Source organism: Silvania sp. (assembly GCF_051656365.1).
GTDB lineage: Bacteria > Pseudomonadota > Gammaproteobacteria > Enterobacterales > Enterobacteriaceae > Enterobacter > Enterobacter hatchlandensis.
This window is the reverse complement of record NZ_JBOGBT010000065.1, coordinates 1-19,272: the sequence shown is the minus strand read 5'-3', so window position 1 is coordinate 19,272 and position 19,272 is coordinate 1. Positions and strand designations below refer to the sequence as shown.

Genomic DNA, 19,272 nt, shown 5'->3' with positions numbered 1-19,272 from the left:
AAACTTCGTAATGAATTACGTATGTTCACTCAGAGACTTGGTATTCATTTTTCGTCTTGCGACGTTAAGAATCCATGTCACTTTGAGTGCCCACACAGATTGTCTGATAAATTGTTAAAGAGCAGTGCAACGCGGCGTTGAGCTCACCGTTGCGAGGTGGCGTATATTACGCTTTCCTCATTCAGAGTCAAGCGTTTATTTTTCGCTTTTCTCTGTCGGCGTTCATCTCTGAAGCCTGCTGTCACGGCGGTTTGTAATCCGTTGTTCCGTGTCAGTGGAGGCGCATTATAGGCAATTCTCTGACGGTGACAAGTGTAAATCTAAAAAAAATAACCAACCGCGTTATTTTTCACCAAGGCGCTTATCTTTACGCCACAAACGGTGCTGATTGCTGTTTTTGCAACCACATTGTCCGTGCAGGTGGCATACTTAAGGGTATTAAGAATTAAGGAATAGGCGTTATGTCCTTGAGCGCGCAACAGCTGGCGGCACAAAAGAACCTTTCATATGTGCTGGCAGAGAAACTGGCACAGCGGATCCTGACAGGTGAATACATGCCCGGAAGTATTTTGCCGGGTGAAATGGAACTGGGCGAGCAGTTTGGTGTAAGCCGTACGGCCGTTCGTGAAGCGGTGAAGACATTAACAGCGAAAGGGATGGTGCTCCCTCGTCCGCGCATTGGTACGCGGGTAATGCCTCAGGGCAACTGGAACTTCCTCGATCAGGAACTGCTCTCGTGGTGGATGACAGAGGATAACTTTCAGCAGGTCATCGACCACTTCCTGATTATGCGCGTCAGTCTGGAGCCGCAGGCTTGTCTACTGGCGGCCACGTTCGGCACGGCAGAACAGAAAGCGCGATTAAATACGCTAATGGATGAGATGGTTCATCTGAAAAAGCATTTTAACCGGGAGCGCTGGATCGAAGTGGATATGGCATGGCACGAGCATGTGTATGAAATGAGTGGTAATCCGTTCCTGAACTCTTTCGCCTCCCTCTTTCATTCTATATACCAAACCTACTTCACCTCGATTACCCAGGATGAAGTGGTGAAGCTGGATTTACACCAGTCCATCGTCGATGCCATTCAGGACAGTGACGGGCCGCGCGCCATGGCAGCCTGCCAGGCGCTGCTTGCCGCCCCGGAACAGTAGAACGCTAAACCGACCCGCGCTCCATCAGCACAGGCGTCAGTTGCAGCCGCTGTTGCTGCAGAGCGGGTTGAGCGATACGGTGGATCAGCACATCAATGGCCAGCTCGCCCAGCTCATCTTTAGGCTGATGGATGGTGGTGAGCGGCGGCGTCATATAACGCGCCAGTTCGATATCGTCATATCCCACCACGGCGATATCGTCCGGGATACGTAATCCCGCCTGATACAACGCCTGATATGCCCCCACGGCCATTGCATCGTTACCAATAAAGACTGCCTGCGGGCGCTCTTTCCACGCCAGTAGCGACTGCATTGCCTCAAACCCACCGCTAAACTCAAAGTCACCGGTGATTTGAAAGCCGTCAGGCACCGGTAAACCGGCGCGAGCCATCGCGACCAGAAAACCTTCCAGACGCAGGCGGGCAGGGGTTTTATCCAACGGGCCGGTAATGCAGGCGATGCGGGTGTAGCCTTTATCAATCAGATGCTGCGTCGCCATGTCGCCGCCCAGCAGCGAGTTATCCTGGATCAGATCACTGGTGCCGTCGAACGGTGCCCAGTCCATCATCACCGTCGGAACGGAAGGGTAGCGCTGCATGATCTCTGGCGAGGGTTGATGCGTTTCGGTGCACAGCAGCAATAACCCGTCGACGCGTTTTTGCATCAGCGTCTCCAGATTGCGGTTCATCCGCTGTTCATCACCTTCAGTATTGCACAATACCAGGCTGTAGCCGCGCTCAAAACAGCTACGCTCTACGCCGCGCACCAGCTCGGAGTAAAAGGGATTGGTACTGGCGGTGATGAGCATACCAATGGTGCGCGTCTGATTGAGCTTCAGACTGCGCGCCAGGGCGGAAGGCGCATAGTTGAGGGATTTAACGGCGGCTTCGACCTTCTCCCGAATCGGCTCACTGACGAAGCGATCCTTATTAATAACATGGGAAACTGTTGAAGTAGAGACGCCCGCCACGCGGGCGACATCTTTCATTGTGGCCAAACGTTACCTCTGCTGACTTAAAAATTCGTCGATCTCATTGCGCCAGGGAACAGAAGGCTGCGCGCCGGTACGGGTTACGGCAATAGCCGCAGCCGCATGGGCAAAACGGATCGCCTTGTCCAGCGGTTCGCCTTCCAGCAGCGCTGTTACCAGCGCGCCATTAAAGGTATCGCCTGCCGCAATGGTGTCGATCGCCTGCACTTTAAAGCCTGGCACTCGACGTCCATCGCCATTGACGCTGGCCCAGACGCCACGGCTACCAAGCGTAATGATGACTGTACCGATGCCTTTATCATGCAAGGCTTTTGCCGCACGCGCCGCGTCGTCATCATTTTCAACGCGAATGCCCGTCAGCTTTTCGGCTTCGGTTTCGTTAGGGGTGATGATGTCCACCAGCGCCAGAAGCTCGTCTGATAATACACGGGCAGGCGCGGGGTTCAGTACGACAGTGGTATGATTTTCATGAGCAATGGTTGCCGCCGCCAGCACACTTTCTACCGGCGACTCCAGCTGCATCAGCAGGGCTTCGGCACCCGCGATACTGTCGCGCTGCGCCTCGACGCGTTCAACCGTCAGCGCCGCGTTCGCACCCGCATGAATACCGATAACATTCTCCCCTTCAGCGTTGACAAAAATCAGCGCCACCCCGGTAGATTCGTCCTGAACGACGCTTACCGGCGCGATATCGATATTGTCGCTCTCCAGCTGCTTGCGCACGCGCTCACCGGTGTCGTCATCGCCCGTACAGGCAATAAAGGCGATGTCTGCCCCGCTGCGCCCGGCGGCGACCGCCTGGTTAGCGCCCTTGCCGCCAAAGGCGACCTGGTAGCGATTGCCCGTCACCGTTTCGCCCGGCGTCGGGAACGATTCAAGGTTGAGAATGTGATCGGCATTAATACTGCCAAGGACGACGAGCTTACCTGCAGTTTTCATATTTGGCGTGTCCATCAGAGAGTGCCACCGGGCTCACATCCGGTGGCGTATGCCACTCTTTTCTTTATATGTTGTCCCTCAGGCAGCCATTGGCTGCCTGAATCGCATATTACTGCTTGATGACCAGTTTCAGGTCAACTGGATATTTAGCCTGAACTTTCTCGCCCTTCAGCACTTTATCTGCCGTTTCAACGCCTTTTGCGCCAATCTGGTCAGGAAGCTGGGCAATGGTCGCCGCCAGTTTGCCATCATTTACCGCTTTTTCACCATCTGGCGTACCGTCAAATCCAACAACCATCACATCGGTTTTACCGGCAGTTTGCAGAGCACGCAGCGCGCCCAGCGCCATTTCGTCGTTCTGAGCAAATACAGCCTTAACGTCCGGGTGTGCGGTCAGCAGGTTCTGCATGACGTTCAGACCTTTCGTGCGGTCAAAGTCAGCCGGCTGGCTGGCCAGCACGTTAAACTTGTGTGCAGCAACTGCCTGCTGGAAACCTTCGCCACGTTCGCGGGCAGCGGATGTCCCGGCGATACCCTGCAGTTCGATAACTTTGGCACCTTCGCCTGCTTTCTTCGCGATGTAGTCACCGGCAATTTTACCGCCCAGCACGTTATCAGAAGCAATGTGGCTGACCACTTCGCCTTTCGCCGCAACGCGATCAAGGGTGATGACCGGGATGTTGGCCTGGTTTGCCATCTTCACGGCATTACCCACTGCGTCGGAATCGGTCGGGTTAATCAGCAGAATTTTAGTGCCACGAACGGTCAGGTCCTGAACGTTAGCCAGCTCTTTCGCCGGGTTGTTCTGAGAATCGAGGATCACCAGGTTGTAGCCCAGTTTATCTGCTTCTTTCTGCGCGCCATCCTTCAGGGAGACGAAGAACGGGTTGTTCAGGGTAGAAACCACCAGCGCGATGGTGTCTTTCGCCATAGCATTAGCACTCACGGTTGCGCTCAGCGCGACAGCAGAAACCAAGGTAGCCAGTTTTTTCATGTTCATATCAAAGATGTCCTGTAGTGTTGTCAGTTACTGTTTTTTGTTGTCTACCAGTACCGCCAGCAAAATCACTACCGCTTTGACGATCATCTGGTAATAGGAAGAAACACCTAACAAATTCAAACCATTGTTCAGGAAGCCGAGGATCAGTGCCCCAATCAGCGTACCAATAATCCGGCCTTTACCGCCTGCCAGACTGGTTCCGCCCAGCACCACCGCCGCGATGGCATCCAGCTCATAGCCTGTCCCTGCGGTCGGCTGCGCCGAGGAGAGACGCGCCACTTCGATAATCCCCGCCAGCGAAGCCAGCAGGCCGCACAGGGAATACACGATAATTTTGACTTTATTAACGCTGATCCCGGACAGACGCGTCGCCGATTCGTTACCGCCCAGCGCATAGATATAACGACCCAGGCGCGTGTGATGCAGCATGTACCACGCCGCCAGGAACACCAGGCCCATGATCCAGACCGGGGTCGGGATGCCCAGCGGACGACCAATACCGAACCAGCCAAACAGGTCCGCGTTGTCGGTAAAGCCGGTATTGACCGGACTGCCGTTGGTGTAAACCATCGTCACGCCACGCAGCAGCAGCATCATCACCAGGGTGGCGATAAAAGCCTGCACACGCCCTTTCGCCACAATCATTCCGGTAACGGCACCAATCGCTGTACCTGCCGCCAGTGCAGCCGCCACGGCCACCAGCGCGTTGACTTCAATCCCTACAATTGAAGCCGCAATCGCGCCGGTGAGCGCCAGCAGGGAACCGACGGACAGATCGATACCCGAGGTCAGGATCACCAGCGTCATCCCGACCGCCATAATGGCGTTCACCGATGTTTGCTGAAGAATGTTGAACAGGTTATTCACGGTAAAAAAGTTCGGGCTCATGGTGGATACAATCGCGATCAGCACCAGCAGCGCAATCAACGATTTTTGTTCCAGCAGCCATGCCTTAGTGAAATATCGGCGTCCAGAAATAGCCTGGGTAGTCATCTTCTTACTCCTGATTCACGCGATTAAGCTTGCCCACAGCGGCAGCCATCAGAACTTCCTGGGTGGCCTGCTCGCGAGTGAATTCACCGCCGAGATGCCCTTCATGCATGACGATAATGCGATCGCTCATGCCTAATACCTCTGGCATCTCGGAAGAGACCAGAATGATGCTCAACCCGTCAGCCTTAAACTGGTTAATGAGCTGATAAATCTCTTTCTTCGCCCCAACGTCAACACCGCGGGTTGGCTCATCGAGGATCAGCACTTTAGGCCGCGTCATCAGGCCGCGGGCAATTGCCACTTTCTGCTGATTACCGCCGGAAAGCAGACCGATAGCCTGTTCCATTGACGGGGTTTTGACGTTAAACAGGCGAATGAAATCACTTACCGCCTGCTGTTCATCTTTATGTTTCAGGCTACCACCGCTGCGGCTGAAGTAGCGCAGCGCGGTCAGCGACATGTTCTCTTTCACCGACATCCCCAGCACCAGACCATCGCGCTTACGGTCTTCGGAGATATAGACGATGCCGTTCGCCAGCCCATCCTGCGGTGACCGGGTGACAACTTCATGACCATCGAGGGTGACGTAGCCGCTGGTACGCGACAGGGCGCCATACAGGACTTTCATCAGCTCAGTACGTCCGGCCCCCATTAACCCCGCCACGCCGAGGATTTCGCCCTGACGCAGGGTAAAGGTAACGTCATGCACGCCAGGGCCACACAGGTTATCGACCTTCAGGCGGATATCACCCGGCGCCTTAGCAATACGTGGATACTGGTCTTCGAGCTTGCGCCCCACCATCATCTCAATCAGCGAGTCTTCGGTCAGCGTGGCCACTTCGCGTTCGGCAATAAACTGCCCGTCGCGGAAAACCGTCACGTCATCGCAAATCTCGAAGATCTCTTTCATACGGTGGGAGATGTAAACAATGCCGCGCCCCTGGGCTTTCAGCTCGCGAATCACCCGGAACAGGGAGTCGGTTTCGGTGTCGGTCAGCGCATCGGTCGGTTCATCCATGACGATGACTTTGGATTCGAAGCTCAGCACCTTGGCAATTTCGACCATCTGCTGATCGCCAATCGACAATTCGCCCACCAGCCGATCGCTCTTAAAGCGCAGATTCAGCTTCGCCAGCAGTTTATCGGCTTCGGCATACATCTGTTTCCAGTCGATTTTGCCAAAGCGATTAACGAACTCACGTCCGAGGAAGATGTTCTCCGCAATCGACAGCTGCGGGATCAGGTTCAATTCCTGATGAATGATGCCGATACCCGCTTCCTGAGAGGATTTGGGACCGTTAAAGGTGGTTTCTTTACCCAGCCACAGCAGCGAACCGGCATCGCGCATATAAATGCCGGTCAGCACTTTCATCATGGTGGATTTGCCGGCGCCGTTTTCACCGACCAGCGCCATCACGCGACCGGCGTAGACATTCAGCGCTGCGCCGGAGAGGGCTTTAACACCCGGGAACGATTTATCGATCCCTTTCAGTTGCAGGAGTGCGTCCATGGTGACCTCAGAAGGTGACGCCAGCACAGAGAATAATATTCGCATACGGGGAACACTCCCCGCTGCGAATCACCGCCTGGCTGTCAGCGGTGTGTTGTTTGAACTGTTCGTGCGTTATGTAATTAATTTTTATGGTGGTGCCCTGGTGTTGTTGCAGCTGCTCGATATGACCCAGCAACGTTTCGTGGAGCTGCGGATTATGCTGTTTGATTTCCGCCGCCAGAATGGCTGACTCAACCTGCATCTCCGCCGTCACCACGCCCAATACCTGCATAAACGAGGGAACGCCCTGCGTTAACGCCATATCGATACGGGTGGTGCTGCGCGGAACCGGTAAGCCTGCGTCACAAACTACCAGCATATCGGTATGCCCCAGACGGGAGATAACCGATGAGATTTCAGAATTAAGTACCGTGCCTTTCTTCATTTTTCTGCTCCACCAGCGAAACGTTTCGCTGAGATAAGTTTAATCTTACCGATGAACAGAAAACCACCATGGCGTTGCAGATTTGTGATCGTCGTCGAAACGTTTCGCTAAGTGAAATGCGGGAGGAGGTAAATGCAAAACGGTAACCCTCTGGTTACCGTTTTTTAGGTTTGCACCCTCTCCCTGTGGGAGAGGGTTGGGGTGAGGACATCAGACTGGAGAGGATATTAAATCTCGACCTGAGTGCCTAACTCAATCACACGGTTAGGCGGGATTTCGAACTGGTCGGGCGCACGCAGGGCATTACGCTGGAGGATAAGATAGAGCCTGCCACGCAGGCGCAGATACCAGGGGCGTTTGCCGATAATCAGCGACTCGTGCGACATAAAGAAGGAGGTTTCCATCATCCGACAGCTTAAGCCCTCCAACCCACAGCGGTGGAACACCTCTTCCACATTCGGGGTTTCACGCCAGCCGTAGCTAGCCACCACCCGCCAGAAGGTCGGCGAGAGCTGCTCTATCTGCACCCGACGGACGTTATGCACATACGGCGCATCTTCGGTGCGCAGCGTCAGCAGGATCACCCGCTCATGCAGGACCTTGTTGTGCTTAAGATTGTGCATCAGCGCGAACGGAATGACGTTCAACGCACGGGACATGTACACCGCCGTGCCCGGCACGCGTACCGGCGGCGATTTCTCCAGCGAGGCGATCATCGCCTCGAGAGAATTACCGTGTTCATGCATCCGGCGCAGCAGTCGGAAGCGCTCACTCTTCCAGGTGGTCATCACAATGAACATCACCAGACCCAGCGTCAGCGGCAGCCAGCCACCGGAGACAATCTTGTCGAGGTTCGCGGAGAACAACGGCACGTCAATGCACAGGAAGCCCACCAGAATCATCCCCACGAGGAATTTATTCCAGTGCCAGTTTCGGTACGCCACGGTGGTGGAGAGAATGGAGGTCAGCACCATCGTACCGGTAACGGCAATACCGTATGCCGCCGCCAGGTTACTGGAATGTTCAAAGCTGACGATAACGATGACAACTGCGGTATAGAGCAGCCAGTTAATGAAAGGAATATAAATCTGGCCCGACTCCATCTCCGAGGTATGGATGATGCGCATTGGCGAGAGATAGCCCAGGCGCACGGCCTGACGCGTCAGGGAAAACACGCCGGAGATGACCGCCTGAGAGGCAATCACGGTGGCCAGCGTTGCGAGGATAAGCATCGGTACTAGCGCCCAGTCCGGTGCCAGCAGGAAGAACGGGTTTTTAATCGCTTCCGGATTTTTAAGCAACAGCGCGCCCTGGCCAAAGTAGTTCAGCACCAGCGACGGCAGCACCACAGAAAACCAGGCCACGCGAATAGGCAGTTTACCGAAGTGGCCCATATCCGCATACAGCGCTTCAACGCCGGTAATAGAAAGCACCACCGCACCCAGCGCCACAAACGACACCATCTTGTATTCAAGGAAGAAGTTGACCGCCCAGAGAGGGTTCAGCGCGTGCAGTACGTCCGGGTTGGCAATAATGCTGCGTAACCCCAGCGCCGCAAGGATCAGGAACCAGGACAGCATAATCGGCGCGAAGAGTTTCCCCACCAGCCCGGTACCGTGCTTCTGGATCACAAACAGTAGCGTCAGGACAATGATGGCCAGCGGCACAACCCATGCATCAAGCTGCGGCGCGATAATCTCAAGCCCCTCTATCGCCGATAGCACCGAGATAGCTGGCGTGATCACCACTTCTCCGAAGAAAAAGCTGCCGCCAACCAGGCCAATGATGACCAGGAACGAGGTCATTCTGGCGGACGTGTGGCGCCCGGCGAGTGACATCAGCGTCAGGATCCCGCCTTCGCCGGCGTTATCAGCCCGCATCACGAAAGAGAGATATTTAACAGAAACAACCAGGATCAGCAGCCAGAAGATAAGTGACAAAAAACCAAATACAGCGTCACGTTCAACACCAAAACCAAACTGGCCGGACAGACATTCACGAAGCGTATAAAGCGGGCTGGTGCCGATATCACCGTAGACAACCCCAATCGCCGCGAGCGTTATTGCGGGTAATGATTGCTTATTATCAGTGCTCATAGACTAGTCTTTTTCGTTTATATAACAAATGTGTGCTTAGTCCCTTGGCCCACAAAAGGCGCACAGTATGCACGATTAATCGCAAAATCGTACCCCTAAATGCAACCGCATTAACATAGCGCAAAGAAAATAGCACCGCAGTTCAGTCTATTACCAGCCCTGACCGAAACGTCTATACTCGCTTCAATTAGCCGACTCTACGGCGAAAGGATGCAAAACAATTATGGCTCACACTCATTTATTAGCAGAAAGAATTTCCCGCCTCAGCAGCGCGCTGGAAAAAGGGCTGTTTGAACGCAGCCACGCCATCCGCCTCTGTTTACTGGCGGCGCTGAGCGGCGAAAGTGTCTTTCTACTGGGCCCGCCCGGCATTGCCAAAAGCCTGATAGCCCGCCGCCTGAAATTCGCTTTTCAGCATGCCCGGGCATTTGAATACCTGATGACCCGTTTTTCAACTCCGGAAGAGGTCTTTGGCCCACTTTCGATTCAGGCATTAAAAGATGAAGGGCGCTATGAACGTCTGACGGCGGGCTATCTCCCGGAAGCAGAGATCGTTTTTCTCGATGAGATCTGGAAAGCCGGCCCGGCGATCCTGAATACCCTGCTGACCGCCATCAACGAACGTCGGTTCCGGAATGGTGCGCATGAAGAGAAAATCCCGATGCGCCTGCTGGTGGCCGCCTCCAACGAACTGCCCGAAGCCGACAGCAGCCTGGAAGCCCTGTATGACCGCATGCTGATCCGCCTGTGGCTCGACAAAGTACAGGACAAAGCGAACTTTCGCTCGCTGCTGATTACCCAGCAGAATGAGAACGACAACCCGGTGCCCGCCACGCTGCAGGTTACGGACGAAGAGTACCAGCAGTGGCAGCATGATATCGGCAAAATCACGCTACCGGATGCGGTGTTCGACCTGGTCTTTATGCTGCGCCAACAGCTGGATACCCTGCCGGGCGCTCCCTACGTGTCTGACCGCCGCTGGAAAAAAGCCATTCGCCTGCTGCAGGCCAGCGCCCTGTTCAGCGGCCGCGATGCGGTTGCTCCCATCGATCTGATCCTGCTGAAAGATTGCCTGTGGCATGACGCCAGCGGTATGAACCTGATGCAGCAGCAGCTGGACGTATTGATGACCGGGCACGCCTGGGGACAGCAGGAGATGCTCAACCAGCTCGGGGCCATTACCCAGCGCCGCATCCAGCTGCAACAGCAGCAAAGCGATAAAACGGCCCTGAGGGTCAGCCGCCAGAGCGGTATGTTCGCCCGGAAACCCCATTACGAATTGCCGGACGATCTGACCGATACCACTTTGACGCTGCTGCTCCAACAGCCGCTTAAGCTCCATGAAATGCAGGTGATTCATATCACTCTCGAGCGGGAGGCCCTTTCCCTGTGGCTGAGCAAAGGCGGGGAGATCCGCGGCAAACTCAACGGCATCGGCTTTGCCCAGCAGCTCAATATGGAAGTGGACGGCAGCCTGCATCTGGTGATCCGTGACGTCAGCCTGCAGGGATCGCGCCTGGCGCTGCCCGGCACCACATCGGAAAGCGTTCCGGAAGAGATAAAACAGCAACTGGAAGCGCTGGATAATCAGTGGCACCTGCAACACACCCGCTTTAGCGAACAGCAAAAATGCCTCTTTATTCACAGCGACTGGCTGGGGCGCATTGAATCCAGCCTGCAGGATGTGATCGCGCAGATTAAACAGGCGCGTCAATGCTGACGCTGGATACGCTCAACATCATGCTGGCCGTCGGTGAGGAGGGGCTGATCGAAGAGATCATCCTCGCCTTGCTGGCCTCGCCGCAGCTGGTGGTCTTTTTTGAAAAATTTCCCAGACTTAAAACCGCCATCACCGACGATCTCCCCCGCTGGCGGGATAACTTACGCAAACGCCTGAAAGACACCCGCGTCCCGCCGGAACTGACCGAAGAGGTGATGTGTTATCAGGCGAGTCAGATGCTCTCAACGCCGCAGCTGATTGTGCAACTGCCGCAGATCCTGACCTTGCTGGACCGATTACATTCCCCGTACGCCAGCCAGGCCCGACAGCTGGTAGCCGATAACCCCACCTTCACGCCCGCCCTGCACACGCTGTTTTTACAGCGCTGGCGACTGAGTCTGGTGGTCCAGGCCACGTCGCTCAATCAGCAACTGCTGGAAGAAGAGCGCGAACAGCTCCTCAGCGAAGTACAGGAGCGCATGACATTGACCGGGGCACTGGAGCCGGTGCTGGTTGAGAACGAAAATTCCGCCGGGCGACTCTGGGATATGAGCGCGGGGCAGCTTAAACGCGGGGATTATCAGCTTATCGTCCGCTATGGCGACTTTCTGGCACAGCAGCCGGAGCTGATGCAGCTGGCGGAACAGCTGGGTCGTTCGCGGGAGGCGAAGTCGGTGCCAAAAAAGGATGCCCCGTTGGAAACCTTCCGCACCCTGGTGCGCGAACCGGCGACGGTGCCGGAACAGGTGGACGGGTTACAGCAGAGCGACGATATTCTGCGCCTGCTGCCGCCGGAGCTGGCCACCCTCGGCATATCGGAACTTGAGTATGAATTTTACCGTCGACTGGTTGAAAAGCAGCTGCTGACTTATCGTCTGCATGGGGATGCCTGGCACGAGAAAGTGAGTCAGCGCCCGGCAGTGCATCAGGATTTCGACGAGCAGCCGCGCGGGCCGTTTATCGTCTGTGTGGACACGTCTGGTTCAATGGGCGGCTTCAATGAGCAGTGCGCCAAAGCCTTTTGCCTGGCGCTGATGCGCGTCGCCCTCGCCGACAGACGGCGCTGCTATATCATGCTGTTTTCCAGCGAGGTCGTGGGTTATGAACTCTCGGGTGAGCAGGGTCTGGAGCAGGCGATCCGTTTTTTAAGCCAGCGCTTTCGCGGCGGTACCGATCTCGCCAGCTGTTTTCGCGCCGTTATCGAGCGTATGCAGGGCGGAGAGTGGTATGACGCAGATGCGGTGGTGATCTCGGATTTTATTGCCCAGCGGCTGCCGGATGAGGTGGTGAGTCAAATAAAGGTGCTGCAGCGGGAACATCAGCATCGTTTTCATGCAGTGGCAATGTCCACCCATGGAAAACCCGGCATCATGCGCATCTTCGATCATATCTGGCGCTTTGATACCGGGTTACGAAGCCGTTTATTACGGCGCTGGAAACGCTAATTACAGCAGCGCATCCACGCTGTCGCGAACCTGCTGTGGCCAGACGCCACACTGAACCTGGCCGATGTGTGACAGCTGCAGCAGGAGCATGGTCAGGCGAGACTGGCCAATACCGCCACCAATGGTCTGCGGCATCTCACCACGCAGCAGGGCCTGATGCCACTCCAGCTGCAAACGATCGTCATCACCGGTAATAGCCAGCTGACGCTGCAGCGCCTCGGCGTCCACGCGGATCCCCATAGAGGAGAGCTCAAACGCATCTTCCAGCACCGGGTTCCATACCAGAATATCGCCGTTCAGCCCTGCGAAACCGCTGTCGCCTTCGCTGCTCCAGTCATCATAATCCGGAGCACGTACGTCGTGGCGCTGACCATGTGACAGTTTGCCGCCGATCCCAATCAGGAATACCGCGCCCAGCTCTTTAGCAATCGCTCGCTCACGGCCTTTAGCATCCAGATCCGGGAAACGGCTCAGCAGATCCTGACTGTGGATAAACTGAATAGTCTCCGGCAGGAACGGGGTTAACCCAAACTCTTTACTGACTGCTGCTTCAGTGGCTTTGATCCCGGCATAGATAGCTTCTACCGTTGATGTAAGCGTGCGGGTATGACGTTCGCCATCACCCATTACGCGTTCCCAGTCCCACTGGTCGACGTAAACAGAGTGAATAGCAGTAAGGCGGTCTTCATCGGGGCGAAGGGCTTTCATGTGCGTGTAAAGCCCTTCGCCCGCGCTGAAGTCGTGTTGTCCCAGGGTTTGTCGCTTCCACTTCGCCAGTGAATGAACCACTTCGAACTGGGCGTCGGGCAGTGTTTTCACTTTCACCTGTACCGCTTTTTCGCAACCAGACAAGTTGTCCTGCGTCCCGTCGCCCACACGGCTTAAAATTGGAGCCTGAACTTCAATCAGGCCAAGCTTCTCTTCCAGCTGGCGGGAAAAATGGGATTTTACGAAACTGATCTGGCGTTGTTGTGCGATGTAAGCGGTTTTCATTATTTATACTCCTGCGTCCTGTTGGCACTGATTAAGCAACAAAAAAGTCTCGCTTTCAATAAACCAACAATAAAATGACGGCAACGCTTTTGATTCGATAAAAATACCCGCTAATATAGAGTGATTCATTAATCTTCATAAGAAAAAGCTATGGAAAATTATCAGATCGACAATCTGGACCGCGGCATCCTGGAAGCCCTGATGGCCAACGCCCGTACCGCCTATGCCGAACTGGCAAAACAGTTTGGCGTCAGCCCTGGCACCATTCACGTGCGCGTAGAGAAGATGAAACAGGCAGGGATCATTACCGGGGCGCATATTGACGTCAGCCCGAAGCATCTGGGGTACGACGTGTGCTGCTTTATCGGCATCATCCTCAAAAGCGCGAAAGACTATCCTTCGGCTCTGGCAAAGTTAAACGCGCTGGATGAAGTCACCGAGGCCTATTACACCACCGGACACTACAGCATCTTTATAAAGGTGATGTGCCGATCGATCGATGCCCTGCAGCAGGTACTTATCAACAAGATCCAAACAATTGATGAAATTCAGTCCACCGAGACGCTGATCTCCCTGCAGAACCCGATCATGCGTACCATCCGCCCGTAGCCGGGCAAAATAATTACCACATTTTCCACAGGTAGATCCCAGGGCATTCACAGCGTACAATACGCCACTCTGAACTCAGGAGTGGTCGATCATGGCGGATGTAACTCTCATTACCGGCAGCACCCTTGGCGGCGCTGAATATGTCGCGGAACACCTGGCCGAAAAGCTGGAAGATGCCGGCTTTTCGACACAAACGCTGCACGGACCGTTATTAGAAGATCTGCCGATCGACGGGATCTGGCTGTTGATCACCTCAACGCACGGTGCCGGGGATCTTCCGGATAACCTGCTGCCTTTATATGAAGAGTTAAAAGAGCAGCAACCTGACCTGGCGAACGTCCGTTTCGGGGCGATTGGCCTTGGCAGTCGGGAATATGACACCTTCTGCGGTGCCGTTGAGAAAGTTGAGACCGAAATGAAGGCCTGCGGAGCACAACAGATCGGCGAAACGCTGAAGATCAACATCCTCGATCACGATATTCCGGAAGATCCAGCCGAGATCTGGCTGGCAGAATGGAAAAAATTACTCTAAAACGATTAAAGATCGTGCGATCAGTTGTGGATAACTCTGGTTAAAAGCTTTGATCAACCGGTAGTTATCCCATGAACAACCGTTGGTGACTTTTTGGCCTGTGCATAACATGCCTTTTTGATCCCAGCTTATACGTCGCAGGATCACCGATCATTCACAGCAAACGATCCTTCCTAACCGCATGATCTTAATCGTGAGATCCGGCTTACCCACAGAAAACCGCGATCCTAATAAGAGATCACAATAAAACAGATCTCTAAATAAAAAGATCTTCTTTTTAATAGTCAGGATCCCAGTGCTTTCTCGAACGACTAAAGTTGAGTAGAATCCACGGCCCGGGCTTCAATCCATTTTCAAACCGCTTTACGCAAGGCAGGAAAGCATGTTTTATCAGGATCCTTTTGACGTCATCATCATTGGCGGGGGTCATGCAGGCACTGAGGCCGCGATGGCCGCAGCGCGTATGGGTCAACAGACCCTGCTTCTGACACACAATATCGACACGCTGGGACAAATGTCCTGTAATCCGGCGATTGGCGGCATTGGGAAAGGACACCTGGTAAAAGAAGTGGATGCGCTTGGCGGCCTGATGGCGACCGCAATCGATCATGCGGGTATCCAGTTTAGGATACTAAACGCGAGCAAAGGTCCGGCCGTCCGTGCGACCCGTGCACAGGCCGACCGCGTGCTGTACCGTCAGGCGGTGCGCACTGCGCTGGAGAATCAGCCGAACCTGATGATCTTCCAACAGGCGGTTGAAGATCTGATCGTCGAGAACGATCGTGTCGTTGGCGCTGTAACCCAGATGGGGCTTAAGTTCCGTGCCAAAGCCGTTGTGTTGACCGTCGGGACGTTCCTCGATGGCAAAATTCATATCGGTCTGGATAACTACAGCGGTGGCCGTGCAGGCGATCCGCCGTCCATTCCGCTATCGCGCCGACTGCGCGAGCTGCCGCTGCGCGTCAGCCGCCTGAAAACCGGCACGCCGCCACGTATTGACGCCCGCACCATTGACTTCAGCGTGCTGGCCCAGCAGCACGGTGATAATCCAATGCCGGTCTTCTCGTTCATGGGCAATGTGGATCAACATCCGCGTCAGGTGCCGTGCTACGTCACCCACACTAACGAGAAAACCCATGACGTGATCCGCAATAACCTCGATCGTAGCCCGATGTATGCTGGCGTGATCGAAGGGATCGGGCCACGTTACTGCCCGTCGATCGAAGACAAAGTGATGCGCTTTGCCGATCGTAACCAGCACCAGATCTTCCTCGAGCCGGAAGGGCTAACCTCCAACGAGATCTACCCGAACGGGATCTCCACCAGCCTGCCGTTCGACGTTCAGATGCAAATCGTCCGCTCGATGCAGGGGATGGAAAACGCGAAGATCGTGCGTCCGGGCTATGCCATTGAGTACGATTTCTTCGATCCGCGTGACCTGAAGCCAACCCTGGAAAGCAAATTTATCGAAGGTCTGTTCTTCGCAGGGCAGATCAACGGCACCACCGGCTACGAAGAAGCTGCCGCTCAGGGTCTGCTGGCCGGTCTGAACGCCGCGCGTTTCTCTGCCGAGAAAGAAGGCTGGGCGCCGGGACGTTCGCAGGCTTACCTGGGCGTGCTGGTGGACGACCTCTGCACCCTCGGTACCAAAGAGCCGTACCGTATGTTTACCTCTCGCGCGGAATACCGTCTGATGCTGCGTGAAGACAATGCCGACCTGCGCCTGACCGAAATGGGCCGTGAGCTGGGTCTGGTGGACGACGCTCGCTGGGCGCGTTTCAACGAGAAGCTGGAAAGCATCGAGCGTGAACGTCAGCGCCTGAAATCCACCTGGGTTAACCCAACCACGGATTCCGTAGCCGAAGTGAATGCTCACCTGTCGGCACCGCTCTCCCGTGAAGCCAGCGGCGAAGATCTGCTCCGTCGTCCGGAGATGACCTACGAACAGCTGATTCAGCTGACACCGTTCGCCCCGGGACTGGACGATGTACAGGCCGCCGAGCAGGTTGAAATCCAGGTGAAGTACGAAGGCTACATCGCCCGTCAGCAGGACGAGATCGACAAGCAGCAGCGTAACGAGAATACGATCCTGCCGGCAACGCTGGATTATCGGCTGGTGAATGGCCTCTCCAACGAGGTGATCGCCAAGCTGAATGACCATAAACCGTCGTCCATTGGCCAGGCAACGCGCATTTCAGGCGTCACGCCTGCGGCCATCTCGATTCTGCTGGTCTGGCTGAAAAAACAGGGAATGTTACGCCGCAGCGCGTAACCGTAATTATTGCCCGGTGACGCGTTGCGTTTCGGGCCTACAGAACTTCGTAGGGCGGGTCAGCATAGCGCCACCCGCCAACACGACTCTCAACAGGTATTCACCGTGCTCAACAAACTCACTCGTCTGCTGGATCAAGCCGGTATTTCGCTCACCGATCACCAGAAAAACCAGCTGGTGGGGTATGTCGATATGCTGAACAAATGGAACAAGGCCTATAATCTCACCTCGGTGCGCGATCCCAATGAGATGTTGATTCGCCATATCCTTGACAGCATCGTTGTAGCACCACACCTTCAGGGCGAGCGTTTTATCGATGTTGGCACGGGTCCGGGTCTTCCGGGTATTCCGCTCTCTATCGTGCGTCCTGAGTGCCAGTTCACGCTGCTGGACAGCCTGGGTAAGCGCGTACGCTTCCTGCGTCAGGTTCAGCACGAGCTGAAGCTTGAAAATGTTCATCCGGTGCAGAGCAGGGTAGAGGACTTTCCGGCAGAGCCGCCGTTTGATGGCGTCATCAGCCGTGCCTTCGCTTCGCTCAATGATATGATCAGCTGGTGCAAGCATTTGCCTGCGCAAAACGGACGCTTCTACGCCCTGAAAGGGGTGTTGCCGGAAGACGAAATTGCGCACATGCCTGTGGGATTCGCTGTCGAATCCGCGATTAAGTTGCGTGTCCCTCAGTTGGAAGGGGAGCGTCATCTGGTGGTAATTAAGCCAAACAATTTTTAAAAAAATAATAAAAAATGTGGAATTTGTGCTGTTCTTAGTATGTTAAAAAATACGCGAAAGGATAAGAAGTACACAGCGCATATTTAACCACTTTTTTACCGTGGTTTTTCTTTGGGTTAACCTGAGCAGGGCGTTGACCCAAAATATAATAAACCCTGAAAATATCAGCCTGCTAAAAGTAGGCGCGCGTAACAAGAATGCAATGTTAAATTTTTATTATAAATGTCAATAAAAGGTTTTCATTGTATACAGGGCTGTTTTGGAAAAAGTTACTCAAATTAGTCTTTAATATCAGAAAGATGAAATATGGCGATTTACTGATTTGATTTGTCAGACCTTAGCGTAAATGCCTGTTTTGTGATCACGTGCACGCTTTATTGCCGATGTTTCTACGCGGTTTGCAGTTTTAATGAGTCATTCACGGTTTAACGAAAAGTTAAGAAATAGGGTCGCAGAAAAATATTTAAACATTTATTCACCTTTTCGCTACTTATTGTTTGAAATCACGGGGCCGCACCGTATAATTTGACCGCTTTTTGCTGCTTGACTCTGAGCCTTAAAGAACGTTTTATACGACACGCGACATACCTCGAAGTGGGCAGGAGTAAAAACGTGATGTCAGTGTCGCTCTTGAGTCGAAACGTTGCTCGTAAGCTTCTGTTCATTCAGTTACTGGCGGTGATAGCAAGTGGATTGCTGTTCTGCCTCAAAGACCCCTTCTGGGGCATCTCTGCGGTGAGCGGAGGTTTGGCAGTTGTTGTGCCGAATATGTTGTTTATGATTTTTGCCTGGCGTCATCAGGCGCATACACCCGCCAAAGGCCGCATGGCCTGGTCCTTCGCGCTTGGCGAAGTGTGTAAGGTGTTGCTGACCTTTGCCCTCCTGGTGGTGGCGCTGGCGGTTTTTAAAGTGGTCTTTCTGCCGCTGATAGTGACGTGGGTTTTGGTGCTGGTGGTACAAGTTCTGGCGCCAGCTGTAATCAATAACAAAGGGTAAAGGCATCATGGCTTCAGAAAATATGACGCCGCAGGATTACATAGGACACCATCTGAATAACCTTCAGATGGACCTGCGTACATTCTCGCTGGTGGATCCGCATAACCCCCCAGCCACCTTCTGGACGATCAATATCGACTCCATGTTCTTCTCGGTGGTACTGGGTCTGCTGTTCCTGGCCGTTTTCCGCGGCGTTGCGAAGCGTGCGACCAGCGGCGTACCAGGAAAATTCCAGACTTTCATCGAAATGATCATTGGCTTCGTCCATGGTAGCGTCAAAGACATGTACCACGGCAAGAGCAAGGTGATTGCACCGCTGGCGCTGACCGTCTTTGTGTGGGTCTTCCTGATGAACCTGATGGACCTGTTACCGATTGACCTGCTGCCGTTCATCGGTGAGCACATCTTCGGTCTGCCTGCCCTGCGTGTGGTGCCGTCTGCGGACGTGAACATTACACTGTCGATGGCGCTGGGCGTGTTTATCCTGATTCTTTTCTACAGCATCAAAATGAAAGGCGTAGGCGGCTTCGTGAAAGAGCTTACCTTGCAGCCGTTCAACCACTGGGCGTTTATTCCGGTCAACCTGATCCTGGAAGGCGTTAGCCTGCTGTCCAAACCGATTTCTCTCGGTCTGCGACTGTTCGGCAACATGTATGCGGGTGAGCTGATTTTCATTCTGATCGCGGGTCTTCTGCCGTGGTGGTCACAGTGGATTCTGAATGTGCCTTGGGCCATTTTCCACATCCTGATTATTACGCTGCAAGCCTTTATCTTCATGGTTCTGACGATCGTCTATCTGTCGATGGCGTCTGAAGAGCACTGATTCTTTACCAACACTACTACGTTTTAACTGAAACAAACTGGAG

At 54.3% G+C, this 19,272-nt stretch carries 17 protein-coding genes; 9 read left to right on the top strand and 8 right to left on the bottom strand.

Annotated features, from left to right (window positions below; translation table 11 throughout):
* Positions 1 to 461: 461 nt before the first annotated feature.
* On the top strand, positions 462 to 1,154 hold the full coding sequence (locus tag ACRDD5_RS12830) for a FadR/GntR family transcriptional regulator (RefSeq protein ID WP_438676971.1): 693 nt from the start codon (positions 462 to 464) through the stop codon (positions 1,152 to 1,154).
* Positions 1,155 to 1,158: 4 nt separating this feature from the next.
* On the opposite strand, the gene rbsR is transcribed toward ACRDD5_RS12830, so the two are convergent.
* The 7 genes from rbsR to kup form a co-directional block, all read right to left on the bottom strand.
* The gene (rbsR, locus tag ACRDD5_RS12825; RefSeq protein WP_438676970.1) at positions 1,159 to 2,151 is read right to left on the bottom strand and encodes a ribose operon transcriptional repressor RbsR; all 993 of its coding nucleotides are present in this window, start codon (positions 2,149 to 2,151) and stop codon (positions 1,159 to 1,161) included.
* 3 nt (positions 2,152 to 2,154) lie between these two features.
* Positions 2,155 to 3,084 carry a ribokinase gene (rbsK, locus tag ACRDD5_RS12820; protein ID WP_438676969.1) on the bottom strand — a complete coding sequence of 310 codons (930 nt, stop codon included), beginning with the start codon at positions 3,082 to 3,084 and terminating at the stop codon, positions 2,155 to 2,157.
* Between the two features lie 109 nt (positions 3,085 to 3,193).
* Complete coding sequence (rbsB, locus tag ACRDD5_RS12815) at positions 3,194 to 4,084, bottom strand: ribose ABC transporter substrate-binding protein RbsB (protein WP_271283090.1); 891 nt, start codon at positions 4,082 to 4,084, stop codon at positions 3,194 to 3,196.
* Positions 4,085 to 4,111: 27 nt separating this feature from the next.
* Positions 4,112 to 5,077 (bottom strand): ribose ABC transporter permease, encoded by a 966-nt coding sequence (rbsC, locus tag ACRDD5_RS12810; RefSeq protein WP_271283089.1) that lies wholly within the window; start codon positions 5,075 to 5,077, stop codon positions 4,112 to 4,114.
* 4 nt (positions 5,078 to 5,081) lie between these two features.
* Positions 5,082 to 6,587 (bottom strand): ribose ABC transporter ATP-binding protein RbsA, encoded by a 1,506-nt coding sequence (rbsA, locus tag ACRDD5_RS12805; RefSeq protein WP_271283098.1) that lies wholly within the window; start codon positions 6,585 to 6,587, stop codon positions 5,082 to 5,084.
* Between the two features lie 7 nt (positions 6,588 to 6,594).
* Positions 6,595 to 7,014, bottom strand: coding sequence for a D-ribose pyranase (rbsD, locus tag ACRDD5_RS12800; RefSeq protein WP_271283088.1), 420 nt, complete (start codon positions 7,012 to 7,014; stop codon positions 6,595 to 6,597).
* A gap of 227 nt (positions 7,015 to 7,241) precedes the next feature.
* A complete protein-coding gene (kup, locus tag ACRDD5_RS12795) occupies positions 7,242 to 9,110 on the bottom strand; it encodes a low affinity potassium transporter Kup (protein WP_271283087.1) in 1,869 nt (622 codons plus the stop codon).
* 223 nt (positions 9,111 to 9,333) lie between these two features.
* Between kup and ravA the strand changes: the two genes are divergently transcribed.
* Together ravA and viaA are read left to right on the top strand one after the other, a co-directional pair.
* Complete coding sequence (gene ravA / locus ACRDD5_RS12790) at positions 9,334 to 10,830, top strand: ATPase RavA (protein WP_438676968.1); 1,497 nt, start codon at positions 9,334 to 9,336, stop codon at positions 10,828 to 10,830.
* Positions 10,824 to 12,275: an ATPase RavA stimulator ViaA gene (gene viaA / locus ACRDD5_RS12785; RefSeq protein WP_438676967.1), complete on the top strand. Its 1,452-nt coding sequence runs from the start codon at positions 10,824 to 10,826 to the stop codon at positions 12,273 to 12,275. Before ravA ends, viaA begins: the two co-directional genes overlap by 7 nt.
* Here the strand turns inward: viaA and asnA are convergent, their stop codons facing one another.
* The gene (asnA, locus tag ACRDD5_RS12780; RefSeq protein WP_271283084.1) at positions 12,276 to 13,268 is read right to left on the bottom strand and encodes an aspartate--ammonia ligase; all 993 of its coding nucleotides are present in this window, start codon (positions 13,266 to 13,268) and stop codon (positions 12,276 to 12,278) included.
* Between the two features lie 150 nt (positions 13,269 to 13,418).
* On the opposite strand from asnA, the gene asnC reads away from it, so the two are divergent.
* The 6 genes from asnC to atpB all read left to right on the top strand — a co-directional run bounded on the left by asnC (position 13,419) and on the right by atpB (position 19,229).
* The gene (gene asnC, locus ACRDD5_RS12775) at positions 13,419 to 13,877 is read left to right on the top strand and encodes a transcriptional regulator AsnC (RefSeq protein ID WP_271266128.1); all 459 of its coding nucleotides are present in this window, start codon (positions 13,419 to 13,421) and stop codon (positions 13,875 to 13,877) included.
* A 91-nt stretch (positions 13,878 to 13,968) separates the two neighbouring features.
* The gene (gene mioC, locus ACRDD5_RS12770) at positions 13,969 to 14,409 is read left to right on the top strand and encodes an FMN-binding protein MioC (RefSeq protein ID WP_438676966.1); all 441 of its coding nucleotides are present in this window, start codon (positions 13,969 to 13,971) and stop codon (positions 14,407 to 14,409) included.
* Positions 14,410 to 14,791: 382 nt separating this feature from the next.
* Complete coding sequence (gene mnmG, locus ACRDD5_RS12765; protein WP_438676965.1) at positions 14,792 to 16,681, top strand: tRNA uridine-5-carboxymethylaminomethyl(34) synthesis enzyme MnmG; 1,890 nt, start codon at positions 14,792 to 14,794, stop codon at positions 16,679 to 16,681.
* 105 nt (positions 16,682 to 16,786) lie between these two features.
* Positions 16,787 to 17,410, top strand: coding sequence for a 16S rRNA (guanine(527)-N(7))-methyltransferase RsmG (rsmG, locus tag ACRDD5_RS12760; RefSeq protein ID WP_271283080.1), 624 nt, complete (start codon positions 16,787 to 16,789; stop codon positions 17,408 to 17,410).
* 615 nt (positions 17,411 to 18,025) lie between these two features.
* The gene (gene atpI / locus ACRDD5_RS12755; RefSeq protein WP_271283079.1) at positions 18,026 to 18,406 is read left to right on the top strand and encodes a F0F1 ATP synthase subunit I; all 381 of its coding nucleotides are present in this window, start codon (positions 18,026 to 18,028) and stop codon (positions 18,404 to 18,406) included.
* Between the two features lie 7 nt (positions 18,407 to 18,413).
* Positions 18,414 to 19,229, top strand: a complete 816-nt coding sequence (gene atpB, locus ACRDD5_RS12750; protein WP_271283078.1) for a F0F1 ATP synthase subunit A — start codon at positions 18,414 to 18,416, stop codon at positions 19,227 to 19,229.
* Positions 19,230 to 19,272 lie beyond the last annotated feature (43 nt).